Here is a 23,133-nt window from a genome sequence, read left to right on the forward strand (position 1 = left end):
GACGCTTGCCGCCCGCGCGGCGCTCAGATCGCGCAGCGCGCGATCGCGAAGCGCATCGCTTCCTCCGCCGGCTCGCTGCCCGAGCCGCGCACGACCTTGATCACCGAGCCGTTGGCCGACGGCGTCAGCGTGACGAAGTAGGAGCGCGACCCGACGGTGATGTCGGTCACGCCGTTGTGCTGCGACCGCTCGGTGTCGGACAGGCGGTTGTCGAGGCAGCTCGCGATCGCATAGGCCGGGCGCGCCGACGACACGTAGATCATCGGCGCCGAGCCGGACGAAGCGGAGTCGGACGACGGCGCGGAGCCGCAGGCGGCGAGCAGGGCGGCGGGAAGGAGCAGCAGGAATCGTTTCATGGTCGGGATCGTCGTGCAGGTCGTGTCGGGGCCGGCGAGCGGGGGACGCGAAACGGGCGGCTTCGCGACGAAACCGCCGGCATCGCGCCGACGGTGACGGTCGACACGGCAGGCGGCTGGATTGACGTCGGAGTATACCTGCGGCATACGACGCGAGTTGACTGCTGAAACGATTCGATACAACCGGCGCGGCCGCGTCACGTGAGCCGATACGACGGCCCCGGCGTCAGCTCGTCCGGCAGCGGCTCCTGATTCAGCTCGAGCAACGAGCGCTCGATCGTCCGCGCGATCGCATCGAGTGCCAGATGGTTCGGGCCGTCGCCGAACGGCTCGGCGATCGCATGAGCGATCGCGTCGAGCGCGATCAGCGTGTAGGCGACGAACACGGTGACGAAAGGCGTCGCCGCGCCGATCGAGTCGACCAGACCGAACGGCAGCAGCGCGCAGTACGCATAGATGGTCCGATGCAGCAGCACGTCGTAGGAGAACGGGATCGGCGTCGACGCGATGCGCTCGCAGCCGCTCACCATCGCCACGAGTTCGTCGAGCCGCGCATCGAGCATCCACAGCCGCGTCTCGGCGAGCTTGCCCGCGTCCGCCCGCGCGGCGAACGCGCCGCGCAGTTCATGCACGAGCGCGACGGGCGCGAAGCGCGCGGCGGCGATGCGCGCGCAGGCCTCGTCGTCGAGCCGCGCACGCAGGTCGGCCGCCGGATCGGTGCCGCGCAGCTGATGCTTGAGCGCATAGACGAACGCGACGACCTTGTGCACGAACGCGCGGCGCGCGGCCGCGTCGTCGCCGATCGCGCCGTAGCAGAGCGCCTGCGACACCAGTGTGCGCGTGGCGGTCAGCATGCCGCCCCACAGTTGCCGCCCTTCGCGGTAGCGTTCGTAGCTCGCGTTGTTGCGGAACCCGGCGAAGATCGCGAGCGTGAGGCCGATCAGCGTGAACGGCGTCGGATTCAGCGGCACCTTCTCGCCGAGCACGCGGCCGCCGCCCCACACCGCGACGAGGCTGATCGCGAGCGTCAGTACCAGTTGCGGCAGGATCGTCGGCAGCACCGAGCCGTTCCAGACGAGCAGCATCCGCAGCCAGTGTTCGCGCGGGCGAATGATCATCGCGGCGCTCCGTCAGGCGGCGGCCGCCGCCGGCGCCGCCGCGCGATGCAGCAGCACGGGCACCGACTTCGACGTCGGCGTGTTGCAGACGTCGCCGACGCTGTCGAGCGGCACCAGCGGGTTCGTTTCCGGGTAGTACGCGCCGATGCAGCCGCGCGGGATGTCGTATTCGACCAGCAGGAAGCCGTCGGCGCGGCGCACGATGCCGTCGTGCCAGACGGTCTCCATGTCGACCCATTCGCCGGCCTGCAGCCCGAGCATCGCGAGGTCGTCGCGGTTGACGAACACCACGCGGCGCTGGCCGTATACGCCGCGATAGCGGTCGTCGAGCCCGTAGACGGTCGTGTTGTACTGATCGTGCGAGCGCGTCGTCATCAGCGTCATCAGGCGTTCGCCGTGCAGCGCGCGGGCGCGCTGGATCGGCGTGTCGGCCGGCAGCGCGTGCGCGATGAAGTTCGCCTTGCCGGTCGGCGTCAGCCATTCGCGATCGCGCGACGCGACGCGCAGGTGGAAGCCGCCCGGCCGCGCGATGCGCGCGTTGTAATCGTGGAAGCCGTCGAAGGTCGCCTCGATCGCGTCGCGGATCTTCGCGTAGTCGTCCTTGTACGCGAGCCAGTCGATCGTGCCGCTGCCGAACAGCGCATGACCGAGGTGCGCGACGATCGCCGGCTCCGACATCAGGTTCGCCGAGGCCGGCTGGTTCATCCCGTACGACACGTGCACCATGCTCATCGAATCCTCGACCGTCACGCCTTGCGCTACGCCGTCCTGCAGGTCGATCTCGGTGCGGCCGAGCGTCGGCAGGATCAACGCGTCGCGGCCGTGGATCAGGTGGCTGCGGTTCAGCTTCGTCGTGATGTGCACGGTCAGGTCGCAGCGGCGCATGCCTTCCCACGTGCGCGGCGTGTCGGGCGTCGCCATCGCGAAGTTGCCGCCGAGGCCGATCAGCACCTTCACGCGGCCGTCGCGCATCGCTTCGATCGTCTCGACGACGTCGTAGCCGTGCGCGCGCGGCGGCGCGAAGTCGAACACTTTGCCGAGCCGGTCGAGGAACGCCTGGGTCGGCTTTTCCTCGATGCCGACCGTGCGGTTGCCCTGCACGTTCGAATGGCCGCGCACCGGGCACAGGCCCGCGCCCGGCCGGCCGATGTTGCCGCGCATCAGCATCAGGTTGGTCAGCATCTGCACGGTCGCGACCGAGTGCTTGTGCTGCGTGATGCCCATTCCCCACGTCGCGATCACCCGTTCGCTGCGCGCGTAGCGCTGCGCGAGCGCGTCGATCTGCTCGTACGGCACGCCGCTTTCGGCGCTCAGCGCGGCCCAGCTTTCGTCGCGCAGATCGGCGGCGAACGCGTCGAAGCCGGCCGTGTGCGTGTCGATGAATGCGGTGTCGAGCACGCGCGGCGTACCGGCGGCGCGTGCGGCGTCGTCGAGTTCGAGCACGCGCTTCGCGATGCCCTTGAGCAGCGCGAAATCGCCGCCGATGGTCGGCTGGATGAACGTCGAGGCGATCTTCGTGCCCGACATCGTCAGCATTTCGAGCGGGCTTTGCGGATCGGCGAAGCGCTCGAGGCCGCGCTCCTTCAGCGGGTTGATCGACACGATGGTCGCGCCGCGCTTCGCGCATTCGCGCAGCTCGCCGAGCATGCGCGGATGATTGGTCGCCGGGTTCTGGCCGAAGATCAGCAGCAGGTCCGCATGCTCGAAATCGTCGAGCGTGACGGTGCCCTTGCCGACGCCGACCGACGCCGGCAGCCCGCGGCTCGTCGCCTCGTGGCACATGTTCGAGCAATCGGGGAAGTTGTTGGTGCCGTACCGCCGTACCAGCAGCTGGTACAGGAACGCGGCCTCGTTGCTGGCGCGCCCGGACGTGTAGAACGCGGCCTGGTTCGGGTCCGGCAGCGCGCGCAGGTGGCGCGCGATCAGCGCGAACGCGTCGTCCCAGGCGATCGGCACGTAATGATCGGTCTGCGCGTCGTACACCATCGGATCGGTCAGCCGGCCGTGCTGCTCGAGCTCGAAATCGGATTGCTCGAGCAGTTCGGTGACCGTGTGCGCGGCGAAGAACGCGGGCGTCACGCGCTTGCTGGTCGCTTCGGCGGCGACCGCCTTCACGCCGTTCTCGCAGAATTCGAACGTCGACGCGTGCTGGCGGTCCGGCCACGCGCAGCCGGGGCAGTCGAAGCCGTCCGGCTGGTTCTGGCGCAGCAGCGTGCGGTAGTTGCCGCCGGCGACCTTCTCCTTGATCAGGTTGATCGTGACGGCTTTCAGCGCGCCCCAGCCGGCGGCCGGGTGCGTATATGGTTCGATGCGCGCGGTGGCGGTTTTCTTTTTCATGATGCGTGTGTCGGGGTTGGTGCGTGCAGGGTACGCGCGGCGCCGTGACCGCTGTGTGTACACCTTCTCATATCAAAAAAGAGTACAGTTGCGGCCATTCGGGCCGTACGAGCCATTCGGGCCCGCGACGGCATCGTTGAAGGGAAGCTGAAAGGAGCGCGCGTGAAGCGATACGAACGACTCGCCGACGATCTCCAGGCGCAGATCGAGCGCGGCGTGTACCGGCCCGGCGAGCGCATTCCGTCGGTGCGGCAGGCGAGCCGGCAGCAACAGCTCAGCGTGACGACCGTGCTGCGCGCGTACCTCGTGCTGGAAAGCCGCGGGCTGATCGAAAGCCGGCCGCAGTCGGGCTATTTCGTGCGCGCGCGGGCCGCCGCGCCGGCCGACGCCGAGTTGCACGTGTCGACGCCGGCCGCCGAGCCGTCGGCCGTCGACGTGAGCCGGCTCGTGCTGTCGACGCTGCGCTCGATCGCGCGCGACGACGCCGTGCCGCTCGGCTCACCGTATCCCGACGCGTCGCATTTCCCGGTGCAACGTCTCGCGCGGTACGCCCAGGCGATCGGGCGGCGCCGCACGCGCTGGGGCGTGATCGACGACTTGCCGCCCGGCAACCAGGAGCTGATCCGCCACATCGCGCGGCGCTATGCGGAGCGCGGCGTGGCGGTCGAGCCCGGCGAGATCGTGGTGACGATCGGCGCGACCGAAGCGATCAACCTGTGCCTGCAGGCCGTCGCGAAGCCGGGCGACACGATCGCGGTGGAGTCGCCGACCTTTTACGCGATGCTGCATGCGATCGAGCGGATGGGGATGCGCGCGCTCGAAGTGCCGACGCACCCGGGCGACGGCATCGATCTCGATGCGCTCGCACGGATCCTGGCGAGCGAGCGCATCGCCGCGTGCATGGTGATGCCGAATTTCCAGAATCCGCTCGGCTTCGAGATGTCCGACGCGCGCAAGCGCGCACTCGTCGAGCTGCTCGCGCAGCACGGCGTGCCGGCGATCGAGAACGACGTCTATCACGAGCTGCATTTCGGCGATACGACGCCGAGCGCGCTGAAGTCGTACGATCGCGACGGGCTCGTATTGCATTGCGCGTCGTTCACGAAGAGCCTGTCGCCGCGCTACCGGATCGGCTGGGCGATGCCGGGCCGCTATCGCGACCAGGTCGAGAAGCTGAAATTCCTGAACACGCTCGCGACGCCCGCCATCGAGCAACTCGCGATTGCCGAATACCTGAAGTACGACGGCTACGATTTCCATCTGCGGCGCATGCGCAAGCAGTATGCGCAGCAGGCGAGCGTGATGAGCGCGATGGTGCGGCGCTTCTTCCCCGAGGGCACGCGGCTGTCGCAACCGCGCGGCGGCTACGTGCTGTGGGTCGAGCTGGCGCCACAGGTCGACGCGATGAAGCTGTATGCGCTCGCGCTCGCGCAGCGCATCACGGTCGGGCCCGGCCATATGTTCTCGGCGAGCGGCAATTACCGGCACTTCATCCGGCTCAACTACAGCTACCCGTGGTCGCGGCAGATCGAGGAGGCGTTGAAGGTGCTCGGCCGGCTTGCGGCCGAATGCGCGGTGCGGTGAGCGGCGGGATGAGCGCGCGCTGTGCCGCGCCGCGCGATGGCGGGCGGCGGCCCGTTGCCGGCCGCTGCGTCGAACCTCAGCGCGTGCCGCCGGGCGGCCGTTCGCCCGCACCGCTTGCCCGCAGCGGCAGCCGCAGCGCCGTCGCGAAGCTCGCCGCATGCAATGCGCACAACAGGCCGAAGGCCCACGCGTACGCGACGCTCGGCGAGCCGCTCGTCGCCGTCTCGACGTGCAGCCGCCACGCGAGAAACAGCGTACAGAGCGTCGTGAAGGTCGGCCCGCCGAGGCGCTGCACGATATTCAGCGACGTCGTCGCCATCGGCAGGCTGCGCCGTTCGACCGACGCATACGCGGCGGAAATCGACGGCGTGCCGATCGCGCTCTGACCCATCCCGCGCAGAAACAGCGCGGGCATCAGCACGTCGCGATCGAAGCCGTGCAACGCGAGGTACGCGAACGGCAGCGTCGCGATCAGCGCGAGCAGCGCGCCGGCGGCGGCGACCCGCCGCACGCCGAACCGGCTCGTCAGCGCGCCCATCGACGGATAGGTGACGAGCATGCCGAGCCCGAGCGGTGCGAGCAGCCAACCGATCTCGCCGGGCGAGCGGCCGCACGCCTGGATCAGAAACACCGGAATCAACATCTGGCCCGCGTAGACCGCGCCGTTCGACAGGAACTGGGTGGCGGCGGCCGCGCCGAACACGCGCGAGCGAAACAGCGCGACGTCGATCAGCGCCCGTTCGCGCAGGCGCCGCTCGACACGCAGGAACGCGGCGAGCAGCAGCATCGCGGCCGCGACGGCGGCGATGCCGGGCGCGGCTTCGATCCGCTGCGCGCCGTACAGGAACAGCACGAGCGCCGGCGACAGCAGCGCGAGGCCGACCCAGTCGAGCGCGCGGCGCTGCGTCTCGTCGCGGTCGGCGGGCAGCAACCAGACGGCGAGCCCGAGCGCGAGCACGCCGACCGGCAGGTTCACGAGAAACAGCCAGCGCCACGAGGCGTGCTGCAGGACCGCGCCGGCGACGACCGGGCCGAGGAGCGGTGCGAGCAGAACCGGCACCGCCGCATAGCCGATCACGCGCGCCATCTGCTGGCCGGCCGCGCGCGCGATCATCATTTGCGCCATCGGCGCGAGCAGCCCGCCGCTGACGCCCTGCAGCACGCGGAACGCGATCAGCGACGCCGCCGACCACGCGAGCCCGCACAGCGCCGACGTCAACATGAACGCGGAGAAACACCACAGGTACAGCGCCTTCGCGCCGATGCGCCCGACCAGCCAGCCGTTCAGCGGCAACACCAGCGTGAGCGCGAGCAGGTAGCCGCTCGTCACCCATTGGATCGTCGACAGGCTCGCGTGCAGGTCGGTCGCGAGGCTCGACAGCGAGACGTTGACGATCGTCGCGTCGAGCTGCGACAGCAGCGCGCCGAGCGTCGCGACCGCGCTGACTTTCCAGACCGTCGGATCGAGCGGGGCGGCCGGGCGGTTCTCCACCGGCTGCGCGTGTCGCTCGCTCACGCGTCGCGGCGCGCGAGCAGCGCGACGATGTCGCGCGTCGAACCCGTTTCGCCGAGGCGCGGAAACACCCGTTCGACGCTGTTCGCGTGCGCGTCGGCGCTGAGGTCGGTCATCGCGTCGACGGCGAGCGTCACGTTGTAGCCGAGGTCGTATGCCTGCCGCGCAGTCGATTCGACGCCGATGCTGGTCGCGATCCCGGCGAGCACGATCTGCGTGACGCCGGCGGCTTTCAGGTACGCGTCGAGATCGGTCGCGGTAAACGCGCCCCAGGTGTGCTTCGTCACGACATGGTCGCCCGGCTGACGGTCGAGCTCGGGCAGCAGTTCGGTCCAGTCGGGCGGCAGCGCCGCGGTGCGCGGCGGTTGTTGCGTGCGGCCCGGTGCGCCGCCCGCGACGTTGACGAGCACGACCGGCAGGCCGCGGCCGCGGAACGCGTCGAGCAGTTCGCGCGCGTGCGCGATCACCGTGGCGCTCGGATGGCAGGCCGGCAGCGCGACGATGCCTTTTTGCAGATCGATGACGACGAGCGCCGTGTTCGGGTCGAGCCGGGTCGTGCTCATGGTGTCGATGCTCCGTGAAGGGGACGATGGAACGCATGCGCGCGACGGCCGCGCGGCATGCGGGCGGCGGTCATTGCTCGCCGAGACGCCGGATCAGTGCGATCGCGTCGGCGAGCGTGCGCATTTCGTCAGGTTCGAGCTTGCCGATCGCGGCGCCGAGCCACGCGTGTTTCGCCGCGTTGCGCTTGCGCCGCGCTTCGCGGCCGGCCGCGGTCAGCAGGAACAGGATTTGCCGGCCGTCGGTCGGATGCGGCTCGCGTTCGACGAGCCCGTCTTCCTCGAGGCTCGCGAGGATCGCCTTCATTGACTGCGGCTTCATGGCTTCGGCGCGCGCGAGCTCGGCGGTCGTCATCGGGCCCTGTCGTTCGAGCCGCGCGAGCGCGCTCGTCTGCGACATACCGAGCCCTTCGGAGTCGATTTCGGAGCGCAAACGGCGGATCAACTGGCCGACCGCGAGCGTCAGGTCGGTGGCGACGGTGTCGGCGGTAACGCCGGATGTGCGTGGCGGATTCATGCGGCCAAGCATAGAACACGACAGGCTAACTTGCAAGTTTGACTGTCGATATGGGGCCGCATGCGGCTACGAGTTGAGGCAAACGAGAGGGCGTCGCGTCGCGGCTTTGAATCAGCGAGACGCGCCGCTACCCGCGCGCGGGCGACGCAACGGGCACGACGTCGGGGTACTTCGGCGACGCATGCTCGTGGAGCAGGTCGCCGAGATATTGGGCGAGTTCGTCTGCCGCGAGCGTCGCCGGAATCTGCAGGCCGGCCGACCTGCGCTTGCCGTCGGCGCCGAGATCGAACACGCGCCAGCCGTCGCCTGCGCGGACGACGGCAAGCAGGCGGCCGAACGCGTTGAACCGGTATTCATGCTCCATCGCATCGCTCCTGCGCCGGAAGAGCGGCGCTTACTGAATCGAGCAGCTCAGCCAGCGATGGATTTTCAGCGCATCGCTGGACACGCCCGCGCGCGTCGGCGCGCCGAGCAGCACGATGGTTTCGCGGCGCCCGTGCACGCGCGTGCGCATCACGACGCCATGCCCCGATTCGTTGATGAAGCCGGTTTTCTGCAAACGGATCGGCAGCCGGCCGTAGCGCACCAGCGGATCGGAATTCACGTACAGCAGCTCGCCGTCGCCGGCTTCGATGGTCGTCGACGTGTCGGTCGAGAAATAGCGGATCAGCGGGTCGTGCGCGGCGGCGCCGACGAGCCGCGCGAGATCCTCGGCGGTCGATACGTTGTGCGGCGACAGTCCGGTCGGTTCGCGGAAATGCGTCGCGCGCATGCCGAGCTGGCGCGCTTTGCGGTTCATCGCGCCGACGAAGGCGGCGCGGCCGCCCGGATAATCGCGGCTCAGCGCGGCGGCCGCGCGGTTTTCCGACGACATCAGCGCGATATGAAACATCTGCCGGCGCGACAGTTCGGCGCCGACCGGCAGCCGCGAGCCGGTGAACTTGATCGTGTCGCGATCGCGCGCCGTGACGCGCAGCACGCCGTTCAGCGGCCGGTCGGCATCGCGGGCGACGAGCGCGGTCATCAGCTTCGAGATCGATGCGATCGGCCGCACCGTGCGCGCGTTGCGCGCGAGCAGCGGCGTGCCGGAGTCGACATCGACGACGTACGCGGCGCGCGAGTGCAGTGTGCGCACGGCGCGCGGCGTGTAGCCGCAGCTTGCGAGCAGGCGTGGCGGTTCGATGCGACGCGGGCGGTTCGCGTTCGTGCGGGGCTTGCGATGCGTGCCTTTGGCGCGGCGATGCTGCGGCGCGGGCGCCGCGTGATGCTTGACCGGATGGTGCGTGACGCGCGGCCGGCGGTGCTTGATGGCCTTGTGCGTGCGATGCGCGGCCTTGCTCTTGACGACTTTCGGATGCGCGTGCGTCGACGCGGTCCGATGCGCGTTCGCGGCCGACGCATTGGCCGCGAACGCGAGCGTCACGAACGACAGCGCGATGATCAGAGGGGTGCGGGCGCGGCGCAGGCGCGCGATGAGGCCGGTCAAGCGAAGTACTCCTTCTCGCGTGCGCGATGGCAGCGCGAAACACGTGGACAGTGGACGGGAGCGGGAAATTATACGGTCGATCGCAGGGCGATGACGATCGATGCATGCGGGTTCGTGAGGGTTCCTGCGATGCGTCGCGGCCGATCGGAGCGGAACGTGCGAGGTAATCGTCGGCGACGTCAGCGCGGCCAGTGTCGCCGCGACACGACCGCGAAGCTGAGCGCGATCGCGCCCGTGACGCGTTGCGGCGGCGCGTCGTCGGGCACGTCGCCGAAGCGCACGCGGCGGCCGCGGCCGCCCGCGCGCGCCGCGCGCCGCTCGTTCGCTGTCGCGTCGGCGTCGGGCTTTGCTGCGGATTCGCCGACAACCGCCGTGTCGGATGAATGATCGGCCGCGCATGCGGCCGCAGGATCGAAGGTCATCGCGGTATGTTCAAGGAAGGGCATGTGCGTATTGAACGCCATCGGATTCGATCAGTAAAATGAATGTTTTGATCGATCGGATTCCTTCGAAGAATGGAATTGAAACTGCTGCGCACCTTCCTGACGGTCACCGAGCTGAGTCATTTCAGCCGTGCGGCCGACGCGCTGCACATGAGCCAGCCGGCATTGAGCAAGCAGATCGGTGCGCTCGAGGCGAGCCTCGGCGGCCGGCTGTTCGAGCGCGGGCGTCACGGTGCAGAACTCACGGCGTTCGGCGAGCGCTTCCTGCCCGATGCGCAGGCGCTCGTGCACGATGCCGACGAGATGCTCGCGCGTGCGCGCGAGGTCACGAGCGGCCAGCGCGGGCAGTTGCGGCTCGGCATCTGCCTGTCCGTGCTGACGCTCGTGCCGAAGCTGATCGCGGAATTCCGGCGGTGCAATCCGGGCATCGCGATCACGCTGAGCGACCTGTCGTCGTCCGAGCAGACGCGCCGGCTGCGTTCCGGCAAGCTCGATGCCGGCTTCCTGCGCTTGCCGGCCGACGAAGGTCTGTCTTCGTTCAGGGTGACCGACGAGGCGCTCGCGCTCGCCGCGCCGCCGCATCTCGGCTTCAAGCGCGTGCCGACCGATCTCGACGCCCTCAACGAAATCGGCTTCATCGCGCTGCAGCGTGCGCGCGGCCCCGGCCTCGCCGCGCAGATCGAGCAGTGGTGCAGTGCGCGGCGCTTCGTGCCGCACGTCATGCAGCAGGCGGAAGACGTGCAATCGGTCCTCACGTCGGTCGCGGCCGGCGTAGGCGTTGCGTTCATCCCGTCGAGCGCGCAATATCTGCTGCGCGATGCGACCGTGCTGCCGCTCGCCGGTCGCGACGCGAAATGGCGCGTCGGCCTGGCGTGGTTGTCCGGCCGCGACGATCCCGTGACCACGCGCTTCGTGTCGTTCATGCGCGCGGCGTTGAAGGGCGCGTGAGCGCACGCAGCGCGTCCGCCACGCACCTGCTGCCTGAATGCCGGTCGGCACCGGCGCACCGATCTCGATTCATGACTTCAGAACCTGACGACTCCCCGCTGGACCCCGCGCTCGTGGCGACGCTCGCGACGCTGAACGAGGCCGCGCACGCGCCGTCCGGCGGTACGTGGTCGCTGCCGAAGATCGCGAAGCGCGCGCAGTTGCCGATGAGCACGCTGCGTCGCGTGCTGACGCAGCTCGACGCGGCCGGGCTCACCGCGACGACGCTGAACGACGACGGCACCGGCCGCGCCGCGTTGACCGACGAGGGGCGCGTACTCACGGCGCAGCTGTTCGGCGCGAACGATGCGCGATAAAAAGCGGGCCGCCCGAAGGCGGCCCGCTGCGCTACGTTCGACGCGGTTCAGAACCACTGCTTGTAACGGCGCACATAGAGCGTCTTGACGATCTGCGCGAGCAGGATGTAGCCGGCCATCGTCGCCGCGAGCCACAGCCAGTACGTGCCGGGCAGATGCATGAAGCCGAGCGCGTCCGCGAACGGCGAGAACGGCAGCCAGCAGCCGACGGCGATCGCGGTGAACGTCGACAGCAGCACCGGCAGCGCGGCCGTGCTCTGCAGGAACGGGATCTTCTGCGTGCGCAGCAGATGCACGACGAGCGTCTGCGAGACGAGGCTCTCGATGAACCAGCCCGAGTTCATCACGATCTGGCCGCCCGCGCCGCCGTGCAGGTGATACATCGCGCCGGCGCCGAACACGGTCCACATCAGCACGTAGGTCGTGATGTCGAACACCGACGACGTCGGCCCGACCCACAGCATGAAGCGGCCGATGTTGCCGGCCTCCCACTTGCGCGGCTTCTTGAGGAACTCGGGGTCCATCCGATCCCACGGCAGCAGCATCTGCGACGTGTCGTAGATCAGGTTCAGCACCAGCAGCTGGGTCGCGAGCATCGGCTCCCACGGCAGGAACGCACTCGCGACGAGCACCGAGAACACGTTGCCGAAGTTCGAGCTGGCCGTCATGTTCAGGTACTTGAGGATGTTGCCGAAGGTCTCGCGGCCCTTGATCACGCCTTCCTCCAGCACCATCAGGCTCTTTTCGAGCAGGATGATGTCGGCGGTCTCCTTCGCGATGTCGGCGCCGCTGTCCACCGAGATGCCGACGTCGGCGTCGCGCAGCGCCGGCGCGTCGTTGATGCCGTCGCCGAGGAAGCCGACCGTATGGCCGTTCGCCTGCAGCGCGCGGACGATGCGCGCCTTCTGCAACGGCGTGAGCTTCGCGAACACCGTCGTGCGTTCGACGGCCTGCGCGAGCGTCGCGTCGTCGAGCCCATCGATGTCGGCGCCGAGCAGCGGCGTGCCCGGCTGCAACCCGACCTGGCGGCAGACCTTGATCGTGACGGTCGCGTTGTCGCCCGTCAGCACCTTCACCGCGACGCCGTTTTCGCGCAACGCGGCGAGCGCCGGCGCGGCCGATTCCTTCGGCGGATCGAGAAACGTCAGGAAGCCGCGCACGACGAGGTCGCGCTCGTCGGCGGTGCGGTACTGCTCGCGTTGCTCGGCGGGCGGGATCGCGCGCGTCGCGACCACCAGCACGCGGAAACCGTCGTCGTTGTACGCGCTCGCCTGTTCGAGCAGCCGCTCGCGCGCGACGCTGTCGAGCGCACGCACGCTGTGCTCGTCCTGCACGTGGGTCGACACCGCGAGCATTTCCTCGACCGCGCCCTTGCAGATCAGCAGATGCGCGGCATGCGCATCGCCGACGACGACCGACAGGCGGCGCCGCACGAAGTCGAACGGCAGTTCGTCGATCTTCGTGTAGCCGTGCGGCTTCACACGGTCGCCGAGCTCGTCCGCGCGCGCGACGATCGCGACGTCGATCAGGTTCTTCTGGCCGCTTTGATGGAAGCTGTTGAGCCAGCCGAGCCGCAGGATGTCCTCGTCGCGCCGTCCGGCCAGGTCGAGATGGTGCTCGAGGATGATGCGGTCCTGCGTGAGCGTGCCCGTCTTGTCGGTGCACAGCACGTCCATCGCGCCGAAGTTCTGCACCGAGTTCAGCCGCTTCACGACGACCTTGCGGCGCGCCATCGCGATCGCGCCGCGCGCGAGATTCGCGCTGACGATCATCGGCAGCATTTCGGGCGTGAGGCCGACGGCCACGGCGAGCGCGAAGGTCAGCGCGCTCAGCCAGTCGCCCTTGGTCAGTCCGTTGATCATGAACACGACCGGCACCATCACGAACATGAACTTGATCAGCAGCCAGCTCACGCTCGCGACGCCGCGATCGAAGCTCGTCTCGATGCGCTTGTGGCTCACCACGTTGCGCGCGAGCGTGCCGAAGTAGGTATCGTCGCCGGTCGCGACGACCACGGCCGTCGCGGTGCCGCTGACCACGTTGGTGCCCATGAAGCAGACGTTCTCGAGATCGAGCAGCGACGTCGACGCGGCGGGCGGCGTGTCATGCGGCGCGCCGGCCGCAGCCGGCGCATGTGCTTGCGCCGACTTGCCGGCGACCGCGCCGAGCGTGTCGTACTTCTCGACCGGCAGCGCTTCGCCGGTCAGCACGGCCTGGCTGATGAACAGGTCGCGCGACGTGATGAGGCGCACGTCGGCGGGGATCATGTCGCCGGCCGACAGATGCACGATGTCGCCGACCACCACGTCGCGCATCGGCACGTCGCGGCGCGTCGGCTCGCACGTGTCGGTTGCCGCGCGCTGCACGGTGGCCGTCGTCCGCACCATCGCCTTGAGTTTCTCGGCGGCGCGCAGCGACCGGAATTCCTGCACGAAGCGCAGCAATGCGCTGATCGTCACCATCGCGAGCAGGATCGTCATGCCGACGTAGTCGCGATCGTCGGGCGCCGCGAACCAGACGTCGGTGCAGAAGCTGATCGCGGCGAGCACCAGCAGCACGTAGACGAACGGATTGTGAAACGCGTGCAGCAACTGGCGCGTCCAGTGCGGCGGCTTGTCGTGCGCGATTTCGTTGGGGCCGTGGTGCTGCAGCCGGTCGGCGGCCTGGCCGTGCGTGAGGCCGCGTGCACCGGTACGCAGCGCCTCGAAGGTCTGCTCGAGCGGACGGCCGGCTTCCTGCGCGATGCGCATGATGCGTGGTTCGTTCTGCCGGCCGTTGCCGGCGCCGACGAAGCCGCGCTGCGGGTTCCTGGATGGGTTTCGTTGTGTCATGACTCGCTCCTGGCGCATGCGGCGGCGCGCCGGGAGCGGTCGCGACGTTATCGACGCGCGAACGCTTCCCGCCGCGTCGCGACACGCGCGATCGGCTGTGGATCGGAAAAGGGGGAAACGCTCGCCGGCGCGGCGACTGCGCGCGCAGAGCCGATGCGCAACGCCGCACCGGCGAGCGGTAATCGACTACTGTCGTCTGCGTTCATCTGCGCTCCTTCGGTCGTGGATGGGCGGCACGAGCGATCGGCGGCCGCGCACGCGAGCGTGCGCACGGCCGGTCGGCACGTGAATGAAATACGCGCGGCAGCGCGCAGTGCGTCGCGCGAATGCACGCACGCGGCAGCGTGGCGCTGCGCGGCGACGCGCTTCGGCGTCAGCGAAAAATCGGGCGGGGATTCTGGCCGGTCAGGCCGGAAGGACGCCGCATCCTGCTGTCCAGGGATGCGGCAGAAGACGAGGCTCTGCGCGTTTCCTCAGGCAGCAGTCGGGTTGGTCGACGACCAACTACAACTCGCATCGGTGTTCACGGAACACTCCATGTAATCAGACGGGGGCGATGGTAATGGTTCGTTGCGCGAAGCGTCAACCCTTTACCGCCTTTACCCGCGTTTTTACGGCGTTTTCATCGATGCTTCGGCATGCTGCCGTCACGCGCGGCGATGAAAAAACGCGCGCACGCCGGGCCGGCATGCGCGCGTTCGTGTCGCGGCGACGCAGCGCTTATTGCGCGGCGGCCGTGACGGCCGCGCCCGCATCGGCGATACCGGCGCCGGCCGGCAGGGCGGTGCACGACGTCGTGGCGGCGGGCAGCATCGCCGCGCGTGCGCCGCCTTGCAGCTTCTGCTGAATCTGCGCCGGCGTGAGGTTGCCGTTCACCGCCAGCATCAGCGAGACGATGCCCGACACCTGCGGCGTCGCGAGGCTCGTGCCGCTCGCGGTGCCGTACGAGTCGGCACCCGGCACGGTCGTGCCGCTGTTGGCGGTCGACAGGATGCCCACGCCCGGCGCGCTCAGCGAGACGTCGGCGCCGAAGTTGCTGAACGATGCGCGCCGGCCGGTCGCGTCGGTTGCGCCGACGCTGATCACGCCGCGGCAGTTCGCCGGCTGGTCGAGGCCGGTCGACAGGCCGTCGTTGCCGGCGGCCACGACGACCGTCACGCCCTTCGCATTCACGTCGTCGATCGCCTGCTGGAACGTCGTGCTGCACGCACCGACGCCGCCGAGGCTCAGGTTGATGACCTTCGCGGGCGTCGGATTCGTCGGCACGCCGTTGACCGGAATGCCGGCCGCCCAGCGCATCGCGTCCGCGATGTCGCTGGTCGTGCCGCCGCACTTGCCGAGCACGCGCACCGGCAGGATGCGGCCGAGCCACGACACGCCCGCCACGCCGATCCCGTTGTTCGCGCCGGCGCCGATCACGCCCATCACGCGCGTGCCGTGCCAGCTGCTGTTGTTCGGTTCGCTCGCGCAGTGGTAGTACGGGCCGGTCGCGTCGTCGAGTTCCTGCTGCGTGACCCAGTCGCCCGGGTCCGTCGCGTCGTTGCTGCGCGCCTGGCCGTTGTTGCTGGTGTTGGCGTTCGAGATGAAGTTGTAGCCCGGCAGCAGGTTCGCGACGAGATCGGGGTGCGGCCGGTAGCCGGTGTCGAGCACTGCCGTGACGACGGTCGGCGCGCCCTTGGTGCGCGTCCATGCGGGCGGCGTGTTGATGCCGACCGCCGGGTCGGACAGATACCATTGCTGGCTGTACGAGGGGTCGCTCGGCGTGTCGCGGACGTGCATCGGGTGATCCGGTTCCGCGTAGTCGACGTCGCTGTCGGCCGCGAATGCGGCGGCCAGTGCGGCCGCGTCGTCCGATGCGATGCGCTGGCCGATCGACAGGACGGCCGCCCCGTTCGCCAGCGTGCGCTCGACCTGCACGTTCAGCGACGTCGTCGCGGCCGCATAGGCACGCGCGGCGCCGGTGGTCGTCGGCGCGCTCCAGCGCGTCATCGAGCGCTGGATCACCGCGTCGAGCCGCGTGCCGACGTCGAGCGCGGCCATCGCGCGCGTTCCCGTCGACGGCTTCAGCCGGACGATCAGATGATCGACAGGCGGCTCGGTCGGCGCGACCGTTTGCGCGGCCATCTGCACCGCGGCTTGCTGGGCCGCACAGGTGGTGCCGTTGGTCGGCGCGGGCGCGGGCGCCGGAGCAGGTGCGGGAGCCGGCGTCGGCGCGGGGGCCGGCGCTGCAGTCGCCGGGCTCGAGCCGTCGCCGCCACCGCCGCCGCAGCCGGCGATGGGGAGCAGGGCGGCTGCCGACAACATGCCGGCGAGCACGCGTGCGTGAGCGGAGCGGGCCAGCGCGAAATCGAAACGATTGGCTCTCATGGTGAAACTTCGTCCTCGTGGATAACCGTCGTGCCGGCGGTAGTGCGTGGTCCGGCCGAGGCCGGATCTGGTCTTTTTTGTCTGGCGATTGCAGCGGCTTGCTGCGACGCGCCATGCATTGGGTAACGGCCGTCCAGCGGGGTTCTTGAGTATGTTTTGGTAGAAAAGGCAGCGTTTGCGCAAACGATTTCGTTGCTGCATCGCAGCGGTGTTTGCGATTCCTGTCGGGCCGCGCGCTCGCCCGTGCGCGACCGGATGCGCTGCGGCGGCCCTGATGACGGAGAGGACGAGGTTTGCGCGCCACGGCAACGCGCGCGCCCGCGCGGCGCGGGTCGCCGGCTCGACGTTTCACTACGCGTTGGCCGATGCGGCGCGAATATTGTCGGGCGTAGGATCGCGATTCGATCAACGTTTCGTCAGGAGAAAAGCATGGATCGCCGCTTTCGTTGGCTGGCCCTCGTGCTGGCCGGTGCGCTGGCCGGCGCCGCGCACGCGCAGGCGCTGACCGGCACGCTGAAGAAGATCAAGGACACCGGCGTCGTGTCGCTGGGTATCCGTGAATCGTCGGTGCCGTTCTCGTATTCGGACAACCAGCAGAACAACATCGGCTACTCGCGCGACATCGCGGCGCGCATCATCGACGCGCTGAAGGCCGAATTGAAGGCGCCGAACCTGACGGTGAAGGAGATTCCGATCACGTCGCAGAACCGCATTCCGCTGCTGCAGAACGGCACGATCGACTTCGAATGCGGATCGACGACCAACACGCTGGAGCGCCAGAAGCAGGCCGCGTTCTCCAACAGCATCTTTCTGTACGGGATCCGCTTCAGCACGCGCAAGGATTCCGGCGTGAAGGACTTCGCGGATCTGGCCGGCAAGACCGTCGCGACGACGGCCGGCACGTCGGACGAGCGGCTGCTGCGCAAGCTCAACGAAGAGAAGGCGATGAACATGACGATCATCAGCGCGAAGGACCACGCCGAAGCGTTCATGAACGTCACGACCGGGCGTGCGGTCGCGTTCGTGATGGACGAGCCGCTGCTGTACGGCGAAATCGCGAAGGATCGCAATCCGGGCGCCTACACGGTGGCGGGCACGCCGCTCGTCCACGAAAACTACGCGTGCATGCTGCGCAAGGACGATCCCGCGTTCAAGCAGCTGGTCGATCGCGTGATCGCGCAGTTGCAGACCTCCGGCGCGGCCGAGCAACTCTACGACCGCTGGTTCATGCAGCCGATACCGCCGAAGGGCGTGAGCCTGAACTACCCGTTGTCGCCCGAGATGAAGCAGCTGTTCAGAAACCCGACCGATCGCGCGCAGTACTGAGCAGGCCGCGGCGACACGGTTGCAAACGAAAACCGCCGGCGCGGCGGCCGGCGGTTTCGGTTTTGGTTTTGTGCGGGGTCGCTCGCGTCAGGCCTTGATCTCCGGCCCGCGGGCCGCGGGCCTGGCCGGCGCCGACGGTGCAGGCGCGACCGTACGTGTGGACGGCTGCGCCGGCACGATCACGACGACCGGCTCCGGCATTGCCCACATCGGCATCGCGAAGCCGACGGGTTGCGGCGCCGGCATCGCGAACAGGTTGGCGAGCGCCGCGTGCTGCAGCGCCATCATCTGCTGCATGGCGGCCATCTGCGCCTGAGCGGCCTGCATCCGGTACTGCGCGGCCTGCATCTGCCGCCATGCGGTTGCGGGCGCCACGTCGCCCGACGTCGACGACGTCTGCATCTCGAAGCTCGCGCCGCCATGCGGGCTGTGCCAGCTCCACGTGCTGACCTTCATCGGGCCGAGCGCCGTCTGGACGACGCGCGTATCGGCCTTGACCGGCACGGCCTGCCCATCGACGTTGACGAACACCGGTTGTGCGGCCGGCGCCTGCGCGGCTTGCCCGGCGATCGCGAGCACGGGCATCAGCGCTACCGCGCCTGCCGCCATATACGAACGGAATCGCATATTCGTATCTCCATCAAACGATACTGATCGAATCAACATTGAACGAAGCGTGCGGCTCACGGACGGAGCCATCGGCGACTATGCGTGGGTCGGCTTAAAACAGGATTAAAACCGCGGCGTAGCCGGTCGGATGGACGTAGGCGGGACGCTGCAGCCGACGCCTGCAACGCCGAGCCGACAGCTCGCAACGCCCAGCCGACAGCTCGAAGCTCGAAGCTCGCGGTGCACGGCGCACCGTGCCGCCATGCCACCGGCGCCCATGTCCCCCCGCGCCGCCGCCCCATTCAACCTCTCCCGCGCCAGGGGATTCCGGTCGGCGCCCGCAACAAAGGGCACAATAGGCGCTTCGCCGCGCACGGCCGTTCGCTATCCGAACACGCCGGCATGCAGCGACGCCGCCGCCCGTATCCTTCCCGCCCGTCATGAACGCCTCGCTCACTTCCGCGCGCGAATCGAATTCGCCGCGCTTCCTGTTGTTCCTGATCTGCCTGTTCTCGTCCGCCGGCCAGCTGGCGATCGACATCTACGTGCCGGCGCTGCCCGACATGGCGCGCTCGTTCGCGACCACGCCGCAGGCGATCCAGTCGAGCGTGTCCGGCTACATGGCCGCGTATGCGCTGGGCCAGCTGATCTTCGGCCCCATCGCCGATGCGTACGGCCGCAAGCGCGTGCTCGCGTTCGGTCTCGTGATCTACACGATCGGCTGCCTGCTGTCGCTCGGCGCGCCGAACCTCGAGACCTTCCTGCTCGCGCGCTGCCTGCAGGGCTTCGGGATCGCGACGACGAACCTGCTCGCGAAGGCGATCATCACCGATTCGTTCTCCGGTCAGGCGCTGATGCACGCGTTCACCTACATGTCGATCGCATGGGGCCTCGCGCCGATCGTCGCGCCGGTGATCGGCGCGCACCTGCAGGAATGGTTCGGCTGGCGCGCCTGCCTGGTGTTCCTGCTGGTGTACTCGCTCGCGATGTGGGCGCTGCTGTGGCGCTATCGCGAGACCTTGCCGAAACCGGTGCATCTCGCGCCGCGCACGCTGTTCGCGAATGCGGGCAGGGTACTCGCGAGCCCGGTGTTCCAGAGCTGCTTCCTCGCGCAGGGGCTGTGCTACAGCATCCTGCTGGTGTTCAACATCGTCGGGCCGTTCATGGTGCAGACCACGCTGCACAAGCCGCCGACCTTCTTCGGCTATCTGGCGCTCGGCATCGGGCTGATGTATTTCCTCGGCGGGCTGTCGAACCGGATTCACGGGCGCGGGCTGCCGAGCGCCGAGCAGCGCTTGCGTATCGGTGCGCGCGTGATGGCGGGCGCCGCGGTCGCGATGCTGGTGCTCGCGCTGACCGTCGGCCTGCGCGTGTGGACGCTCGCGACGCCGGTGCTCGTGATGGGTTTCTGCGCGGGCGCGATGTATCCGACGCTGATGGCCAAGGGCAATTCGCTGTTTCCGCATATCGCCGGGCTGACCAGCGCAATCCTCGGCTGCGCGCTGCTGCTCGTGTCGTCCGCGATGATGGGGCTGGCCGGCTTCGTGTCGATTCACGTGCTGACGCCGCTCGCCGTGTTCTTCGTCGTGCTGGCGTTCGTCGTCGTGTGGATGGTGACGAAGCTGCTGCGCCATCTGACCCAGCAGCAGCCGGTCAGCGTCGCGTGCGCGAGCGGGGAAGCGACCTGAGCGCGGCCGGCGCGTGACTTGAGACTTGTGCGCGGCGGCGCGCCGCCCGCTCACAGCGGCTGCGCGGCGCCCGCCTGCGTCAGCAGCGCAACCGCGGCCGCGGCTGGCATCCCGCTGGCGTCGATCGCGCCTGCGGTCGCGAGCGCGCCGAGATCGCCGTCGACGCCCGGCTGTCCGACCACGAACGGCGTCGTCAGGAAGGCGGGCGTCGACAGCGTGACCGAATAGCGCTGCTGCAGGTTCGCCACGACCGCCGATTGCGCGGCCAGCACCGTGTTCGCGCTGCCCATTGCCTGCTGGAAATGCGTATTGCGCGGAAAATTGCCGATCAGCCCGGCCGGGTTCGTGCCGAGCTGCGCGGCGAGATAGACGAGCAGCAGCTCGGTTTCGGGCGTCGTGTTGAACGTGCCGCCCGCGTACGCGAGCGAATGCAGGCTCGTGCCGCCCGACGCGACCGCGATCACGCACGGCAGCGCGGCGTTGAGGGCGACGCGGTAGTTGCCGCCGCCGTCGGTCAGCGTGCTGGCCGAGCCCTGCACGCAGCTCACCGTCACCGCCGCGCTCGCGAGCGGCGCGCCGGTGGCGGCCGTGCCGGACAGCGCGACCGATGGCAGGGTGTCGTTGGAGCACACGTCGACGCCGAAGCAGGCTTCGCCGTTGCAGCCCGCCAGCGTGGCCACGAAGGCGGCGCCCAGGATGGGCCGGAGCAAGCGCGGAGGTCGGAGGTTCATGGTCGGGCGATCGGCGGATCGTGAGAGGGGACGCGGCGCGCCGACGCGCCGGCGCACGCTTCGTATTCTAGGTCTGCGATCCGCGTACTGCTTACCCTTTCGTGCGCTGCCGGCGCAGACGGCATCACGGTTTGCGCGCGCCCTTGCGCGCGAACGCGCCGCGCACCTCGAAGCCGATCGCGTCGGCGACGTTGCCGCGCGCATCGACGAGTTCGAGCCGGTGCCGGCCCGGCCACGGCATCCACGCAACGCGGTCGGCATGTCCGATCACCCGATCGTCGAGCCGCCAGGCGAACCGCGCGGCGTGCCCCGACGAACGCTCGAACCAGATCCGCTGATTGTTCGGCGGAATGTCCGGATCGATCGCGAAGATCGTGCCGTCGGTCGGCGCGCCGATCGCGAGCGGCGCACGCGCGCCGTCGTGACCCGGCGTGAGGGGCGCCGCGAGCCGGATCGTGTCGAGCGCCGTGCCCGCGACGAACCACTCGTTGCGCGACGGCTCGACGTCGCGCTCGAACGTGATGCGCCGCGTTTCGACGCCGGCCGGCGGCGCCGGCGCGCGGCTCGGCAGCGCACGGTGCAGATAGCCGACCACGGCCGACCACACCGGCGACGCGCCCGTGACGCCCGACACGTCCCACATCGGCGAGCCGTCCGCGTTGCCGACCCACACGCCGACCGTGTAGCGCGACGTGAAGCCGACCGTCCAGTTGTCGCGCATGTCCTTGCTCGTGCCGGTCTTGACGGCCGAGAAGAAGGGCGTCGCGAGCGGGTTGTCGAAGCCGAACGTGCGCACGCGCGCGTTGTTGTCCGACAGGATGTCGGTGACGACGAAGCTGGCCGCTTCGCTGAACACGCGCGTGCCGCCGTCGGCGCGCGCCGCCGACGCAGCGGCGGGCAGGTCGACGACCTTGCGCGCGACGCCGCCGTTCGCCAGCGCGCGATACGCGTTGGTCAGCGCCAGCAGCGTGACGTCCGCGCTGCCGAGCGCGAGGCTGAACCCGTAGTAATCGCCTTCCTGCGCGAGCGGCAGGCCGAGCGCTCGCAGCGTGCGCGCGAAGCGGTGCGGCGTGACGAGCACGAGCGTGCGCACGGCCGGCACGTTCAGCGAGCCGCCGAGCGCGCTGCGTACGCTGACCCAGCCCTTGAAATCCTTGTCGTAGTTCTGGGGGATGTAGAGGCCGCCGCCGGCCGCGAGGTTGATCGGCGCGTCGTCGAGCAGCGACGCCGCCGTCAGCCGCTTCTCGTCGAGCGCCTGCGCATAGAGGAACGGCTTGAGCGTCGAGCCGGCCTGACGCGGCGCGAGCACGGCGTCGACGTCGCGCGCGCTCGACAACGCGCCCGACGAGCCGACCCACGCACGAATCTCGCCGCTCGCGTTGTCGATCACCACCACCGCGCCGTCCTGCACGTTGCGCCGGTGGGCCGGAGCATTCAGCTCGGTCAACGCGCGCAGCAGCGTGTCGCGCGCGAAGCGCTGCAGCGGCGCATCGAGCGTCGTGCGCACCTGCGCGCCGGCCGCGGGCCTGACCTCGGCCGCGATCCGCCGCGCGAAGTGCGGGGCGAGCGCGGCGCCGTCGTCGCGCACGCTGTTGGCCGGGCGCGCGAGCACGAGCTGCACGTAGCCGTCGAGCGACGTGCAGGCCTGGCCTGCCTGCATGTCGCGCAGGATCCGGCACGCGCGCTCGGCGACCTTCGCCGGCGCGGCGTTGGGCGCGCGCACCAGCGCGGCCGCGATCGCGGCTTCGCGCGCGTCGAGGCCGGACGGCGCCTTGCCGAACAGCACCTGCGACAGCGCGGCGAGCCCCACCGTCTCGCCCCGGAACGGCACGAGATTCAGGTACGCCTCGAGGATCTGATCCTTGCGCCAGCCGCGTTCGAGCAGCAGTGCGTTCATCGCCTGCGTCGCCTTCTGCGGCAGCGAGCGCTGCCCCGAGCGGCGCGGCGAATCGCTGAGCAGCCCGGCCAGTTGCATCGTCACGGTCGACGCGCCACGGGTGCGCTCGTTCCACAGGTTGCCCCAGGCCGCGCCCGCGATCCCGCGCCAGTCGACGCCGCTGTGCGCGTAGAAGCGCTTGTCCTCGGACACGACGATCGCGTCGCGGAACGCGGGCGACACGTCGGCGAGCGACACCCAGTCGCCGCGCCGTTCGCTGAGGTCGACGCGGGTGCGCTGCAGCGGCGTGCCGTCGCGGGCGAGCAGCACCCAGTCGGAGCTGCGCCAGTTGCGGCGCACGTCGTCGTAGCCCGGCAGCGCGTGCGCGACGAGCGGCGCGGCCAGCAGCACGGCCGACACCGCGGCGGCCCATGCGCGAACGGCGAAACGCGCCGGCCGCGCCGATGCACGATCGTTCATCGCGCGC

At 69.4% G+C, this 23,133-nt stretch carries 19 protein-coding genes; 5 read left to right on the plus strand and 14 right to left on the minus strand.

Annotation, left to right across the window (positions count from 1 at the left end; all coding sequences use genetic code 11):
* Positions 1-23: 23 nt before the first annotated feature.
* From AK36_RS04045 to AK36_RS04055, 3 genes are all read right to left on the minus strand, one after another.
* Positions 24-356, minus strand: a complete 333-nt coding sequence (locus AK36_RS04045) for a hypothetical protein (protein ID WP_011882382.1) — start codon at positions 354-356, stop codon at positions 24-26.
* Between the two features lie 197 nt (positions 357-553).
* A complete protein-coding gene (locus AK36_RS04050; protein ID WP_014724763.1) occupies positions 554-1,474 on the minus strand; it encodes a bestrophin family protein in 921 nt (306 codons plus the stop codon).
* A gap of 12 nt (positions 1,475-1,486) precedes the next feature.
* Positions 1,487-3,811, minus strand: coding sequence for an FdhF/YdeP family oxidoreductase (locus AK36_RS04055; protein WP_034195138.1), 2,325 nt, complete (start codon positions 3,809-3,811; stop codon positions 1,487-1,489).
* Positions 3,812-3,973: 162 nt separating this feature from the next.
* Here AK36_RS04055 and AK36_RS04060 point away from each other — a divergent pair, with 162 nt between their 5' ends.
* The gene (locus tag AK36_RS04060; protein WP_014724765.1) at positions 3,974-5,395 is read left to right on the plus strand and encodes an aminotransferase-like domain-containing protein; all 1,422 of its coding nucleotides are present in this window, start codon (positions 3,974-3,976) and stop codon (positions 5,393-5,395) included.
* Between the two features lie 76 nt (positions 5,396-5,471).
* Here the strand turns inward: AK36_RS04060 and AK36_RS04065 are convergent, their stop codons facing one another.
* The 5 genes from AK36_RS04065 to AK36_RS04085 form a co-directional block, all read right to left on the minus strand.
* Complete coding sequence (locus tag AK36_RS04065) at positions 5,472-6,911, minus strand: DHA2 family efflux MFS transporter permease subunit (protein WP_034195136.1); 1,440 nt, start codon at positions 6,909-6,911, stop codon at positions 5,472-5,474.
* Positions 6,908-7,471, minus strand: coding sequence for an isochorismatase family protein (locus AK36_RS04070; protein WP_011882377.1), 564 nt, complete (start codon positions 7,469-7,471; stop codon positions 6,908-6,910). The genes AK36_RS04065 and AK36_RS04070 overlap by 4 nt, the downstream gene beginning before the upstream one ends.
* A gap of 70 nt (positions 7,472-7,541) precedes the next feature.
* The gene (locus tag AK36_RS04075; protein ID WP_011882376.1) at positions 7,542-7,997 is read right to left on the minus strand and encodes a MarR family winged helix-turn-helix transcriptional regulator; all 456 of its coding nucleotides are present in this window, start codon (positions 7,995-7,997) and stop codon (positions 7,542-7,544) included.
* A gap of 115 nt (positions 7,998-8,112) precedes the next feature.
* Positions 8,113-8,349 carry a DUF7661 family protein gene (locus AK36_RS04080; protein WP_045577915.1) on the minus strand — a complete coding sequence of 79 codons (237 nt, stop codon included), beginning with the start codon at positions 8,347-8,349 and terminating at the stop codon, positions 8,113-8,115.
* Positions 8,350-8,379: 30 nt separating this feature from the next.
* Positions 8,380-9,471, minus strand: coding sequence for a serine hydrolase (locus AK36_RS04085; RefSeq protein WP_045577916.1), 1,092 nt, complete (start codon positions 9,469-9,471; stop codon positions 8,380-8,382).
* Positions 9,472-9,986: 515 nt separating this feature from the next.
* On the opposite strand from AK36_RS04085, the gene AK36_RS04095 reads away from it, so the two are divergent.
* Complete coding sequence (locus AK36_RS04095; RefSeq protein WP_045577917.1) at positions 9,987-10,862, plus strand: LysR family transcriptional regulator; 876 nt, start codon at positions 9,987-9,989, stop codon at positions 10,860-10,862.
* Between the two features lie 71 nt (positions 10,863-10,933).
* Positions 10,934-11,218, plus strand: coding sequence for a hypothetical protein (locus tag AK36_RS04100; RefSeq protein WP_045577918.1), 285 nt, complete (start codon positions 10,934-10,936; stop codon positions 11,216-11,218).
* A gap of 47 nt (positions 11,219-11,265) precedes the next feature.
* Here AK36_RS04100 and mgtA read toward each other — a convergent pair whose 3' ends face one another.
* The 3 genes from mgtA to AK36_RS04110 all read right to left on the minus strand — a co-directional run bounded on the left by mgtA (position 11,266) and on the right by AK36_RS04110 (position 16,416).
* Complete coding sequence (gene mgtA / locus AK36_RS04105) at positions 11,266-14,049, minus strand: magnesium-translocating P-type ATPase (protein ID WP_080938603.1); 2,784 nt, start codon at positions 14,047-14,049, stop codon at positions 11,266-11,268.
* A 47-nt stretch (positions 14,050-14,096) separates the two neighbouring features.
* Positions 14,097-14,255 (minus strand): hypothetical protein, encoded by a 159-nt coding sequence (locus tag AK36_RS33890; RefSeq protein ID WP_014724771.1) that lies wholly within the window; start codon positions 14,253-14,255, stop codon positions 14,097-14,099.
* Between the two features lie 514 nt (positions 14,256-14,769).
* Positions 14,770-16,416 (minus strand): S8 family peptidase, encoded by a 1,647-nt coding sequence (locus AK36_RS04110; RefSeq protein WP_045577919.1) that lies wholly within the window; start codon positions 16,414-16,416, stop codon positions 14,770-14,772.
* A 429-nt stretch (positions 16,417-16,845) separates the two neighbouring features.
* Here AK36_RS04110 and AK36_RS04115 point away from each other — a divergent pair, with 429 nt between their 5' ends.
* Complete coding sequence (locus AK36_RS04115) at positions 16,846-17,742, plus strand: glutamate/aspartate ABC transporter substrate-binding protein (protein ID WP_011882367.1); 897 nt, start codon at positions 16,846-16,848, stop codon at positions 17,740-17,742.
* A gap of 87 nt (positions 17,743-17,829) precedes the next feature.
* On the opposite strand, the gene AK36_RS04120 is transcribed toward AK36_RS04115, so the two are convergent.
* Positions 17,830-18,369: a hypothetical protein gene (locus AK36_RS04120; RefSeq protein ID WP_011882366.1), complete on the minus strand. Its 540-nt coding sequence runs from the start codon at positions 18,367-18,369 to the stop codon at positions 17,830-17,832.
* Between the two features lie 422 nt (positions 18,370-18,791).
* On the opposite strand from AK36_RS04120, the gene AK36_RS04125 reads away from it, so the two are divergent.
* On the plus strand, positions 18,792-20,039 hold the full coding sequence (locus AK36_RS04125; protein ID WP_041494112.1) for a multidrug effflux MFS transporter: 1,248 nt from the start codon (positions 18,792-18,794) through the stop codon (positions 20,037-20,039).
* 50 nt (positions 20,040-20,089) lie between these two features.
* On the opposite strand, the gene AK36_RS04130 is transcribed toward AK36_RS04125, so the two are convergent.
* Positions 20,090-20,770, minus strand: coding sequence for a hypothetical protein (locus AK36_RS04130; protein WP_045577920.1), 681 nt, complete (start codon positions 20,768-20,770; stop codon positions 20,090-20,092).
* A gap of 124 nt (positions 20,771-20,894) precedes the next feature.
* Positions 20,895-23,126 (minus strand): penicillin-binding protein 1C, encoded by a 2,232-nt coding sequence (pbpC, locus tag AK36_RS04135; RefSeq protein WP_045577921.1) that lies wholly within the window; start codon positions 23,124-23,126, stop codon positions 20,895-20,897.
* Positions 23,127-23,133: the final 7 nt, after the last annotated feature.

Origin of the sequence: Burkholderia vietnamiensis LMG 10929, assembly GCF_000959445.1 — a bacterium.
GTDB lineage: Bacteria > Pseudomonadota > Gammaproteobacteria > Burkholderiales > Burkholderiaceae > Burkholderia > Burkholderia vietnamiensis.

What these genes read in the sequence shown, in the direction of transcription:
- AK36_RS04045 (WP_011882382.1), bottom strand. Translation starts at nt 356, where the DNA reads ATGAAACGATTCCTGCTGCTCCTTCCCGCCGCCCTGCTCGCCGCCTGC.
- AK36_RS04050 (WP_014724763.1), bottom strand. Translation starts at nt 1,474, where the DNA reads ATGATCATTCGCCCGCGCGAACACTGGCTGCGGATGCTGCTCGTCTGG.
- AK36_RS04055 (WP_034195138.1), bottom strand. Translation starts at nt 3,811, where the DNA reads ATGAAAAAGAAAACCGCCACCGCGCGCATCGAACCATATACGCACCCG.
- AK36_RS04070 (WP_011882377.1), bottom strand. Translation starts at nt 7,471, where the DNA reads ATGAGCACGACCCGGCTCGACCCGAACACGGCGCTCGTCGTCATCGAT.
- AK36_RS04075 (WP_011882376.1), bottom strand. Translation starts at nt 7,997, where the DNA reads ATGCTTGGCCGCATGAATCCGCCACGCACATCCGGCGTTACCGCCGAC.
- AK36_RS04080 (WP_045577915.1), bottom strand. Translation starts at nt 8,349, where the DNA reads ATGGAGCATGAATACCGGTTCAACGCGTTCGGCCGCCTGCTTGCCGTC.
- AK36_RS04095 (WP_045577917.1), top strand. Translation starts at nt 9,987, where the DNA reads ATGGAATTGAAACTGCTGCGCACCTTCCTGACGGTCACCGAGCTGAGT.
- AK36_RS04100 (WP_045577918.1), top strand. Translation starts at nt 10,934, where the DNA reads ATGACTTCAGAACCTGACGACTCCCCGCTGGACCCCGCGCTCGTGGCG.
- mgtA (WP_080938603.1), bottom strand. Translation starts at nt 14,049, where the DNA reads ATGACACAACGAAACCCATCCAGGAACCCGCAGCGCGGCTTCGTCGGC.
- AK36_RS33890 (WP_014724771.1), bottom strand. Translation starts at nt 14,255, where the DNA reads ATGAACGCAGACGACAGTAGTCGATTACCGCTCGCCGGTGCGGCGTTG.
- AK36_RS04110 (WP_045577919.1), bottom strand. Translation starts at nt 16,416, where the DNA reads ATGAGAGCCAATCGTTTCGATTTCGCGCTGGCCCGCTCCGCTCACGCA.
- AK36_RS04115 (WP_011882367.1), top strand. Translation starts at nt 16,846, where the DNA reads ATGGATCGCCGCTTTCGTTGGCTGGCCCTCGTGCTGGCCGGTGCGCTG.
- AK36_RS04120 (WP_011882366.1), bottom strand. Translation starts at nt 18,369, where the DNA reads ATGCGATTCCGTTCGTATATGGCGGCAGGCGCGGTAGCGCTGATGCCC.
- AK36_RS04125 (WP_041494112.1), top strand. Translation starts at nt 18,792, where the DNA reads ATGAACGCCTCGCTCACTTCCGCGCGCGAATCGAATTCGCCGCGCTTC.
- AK36_RS04130 (WP_045577920.1), bottom strand. Translation starts at nt 20,770, where the DNA reads ATGAACCTCCGACCTCCGCGCTTGCTCCGGCCCATCCTGGGCGCCGCC.
- pbpC (WP_045577921.1), bottom strand. Translation starts at nt 23,126, where the DNA reads ATGAACGATCGTGCATCGGCGCGGCCGGCGCGTTTCGCCGTTCGCGCA.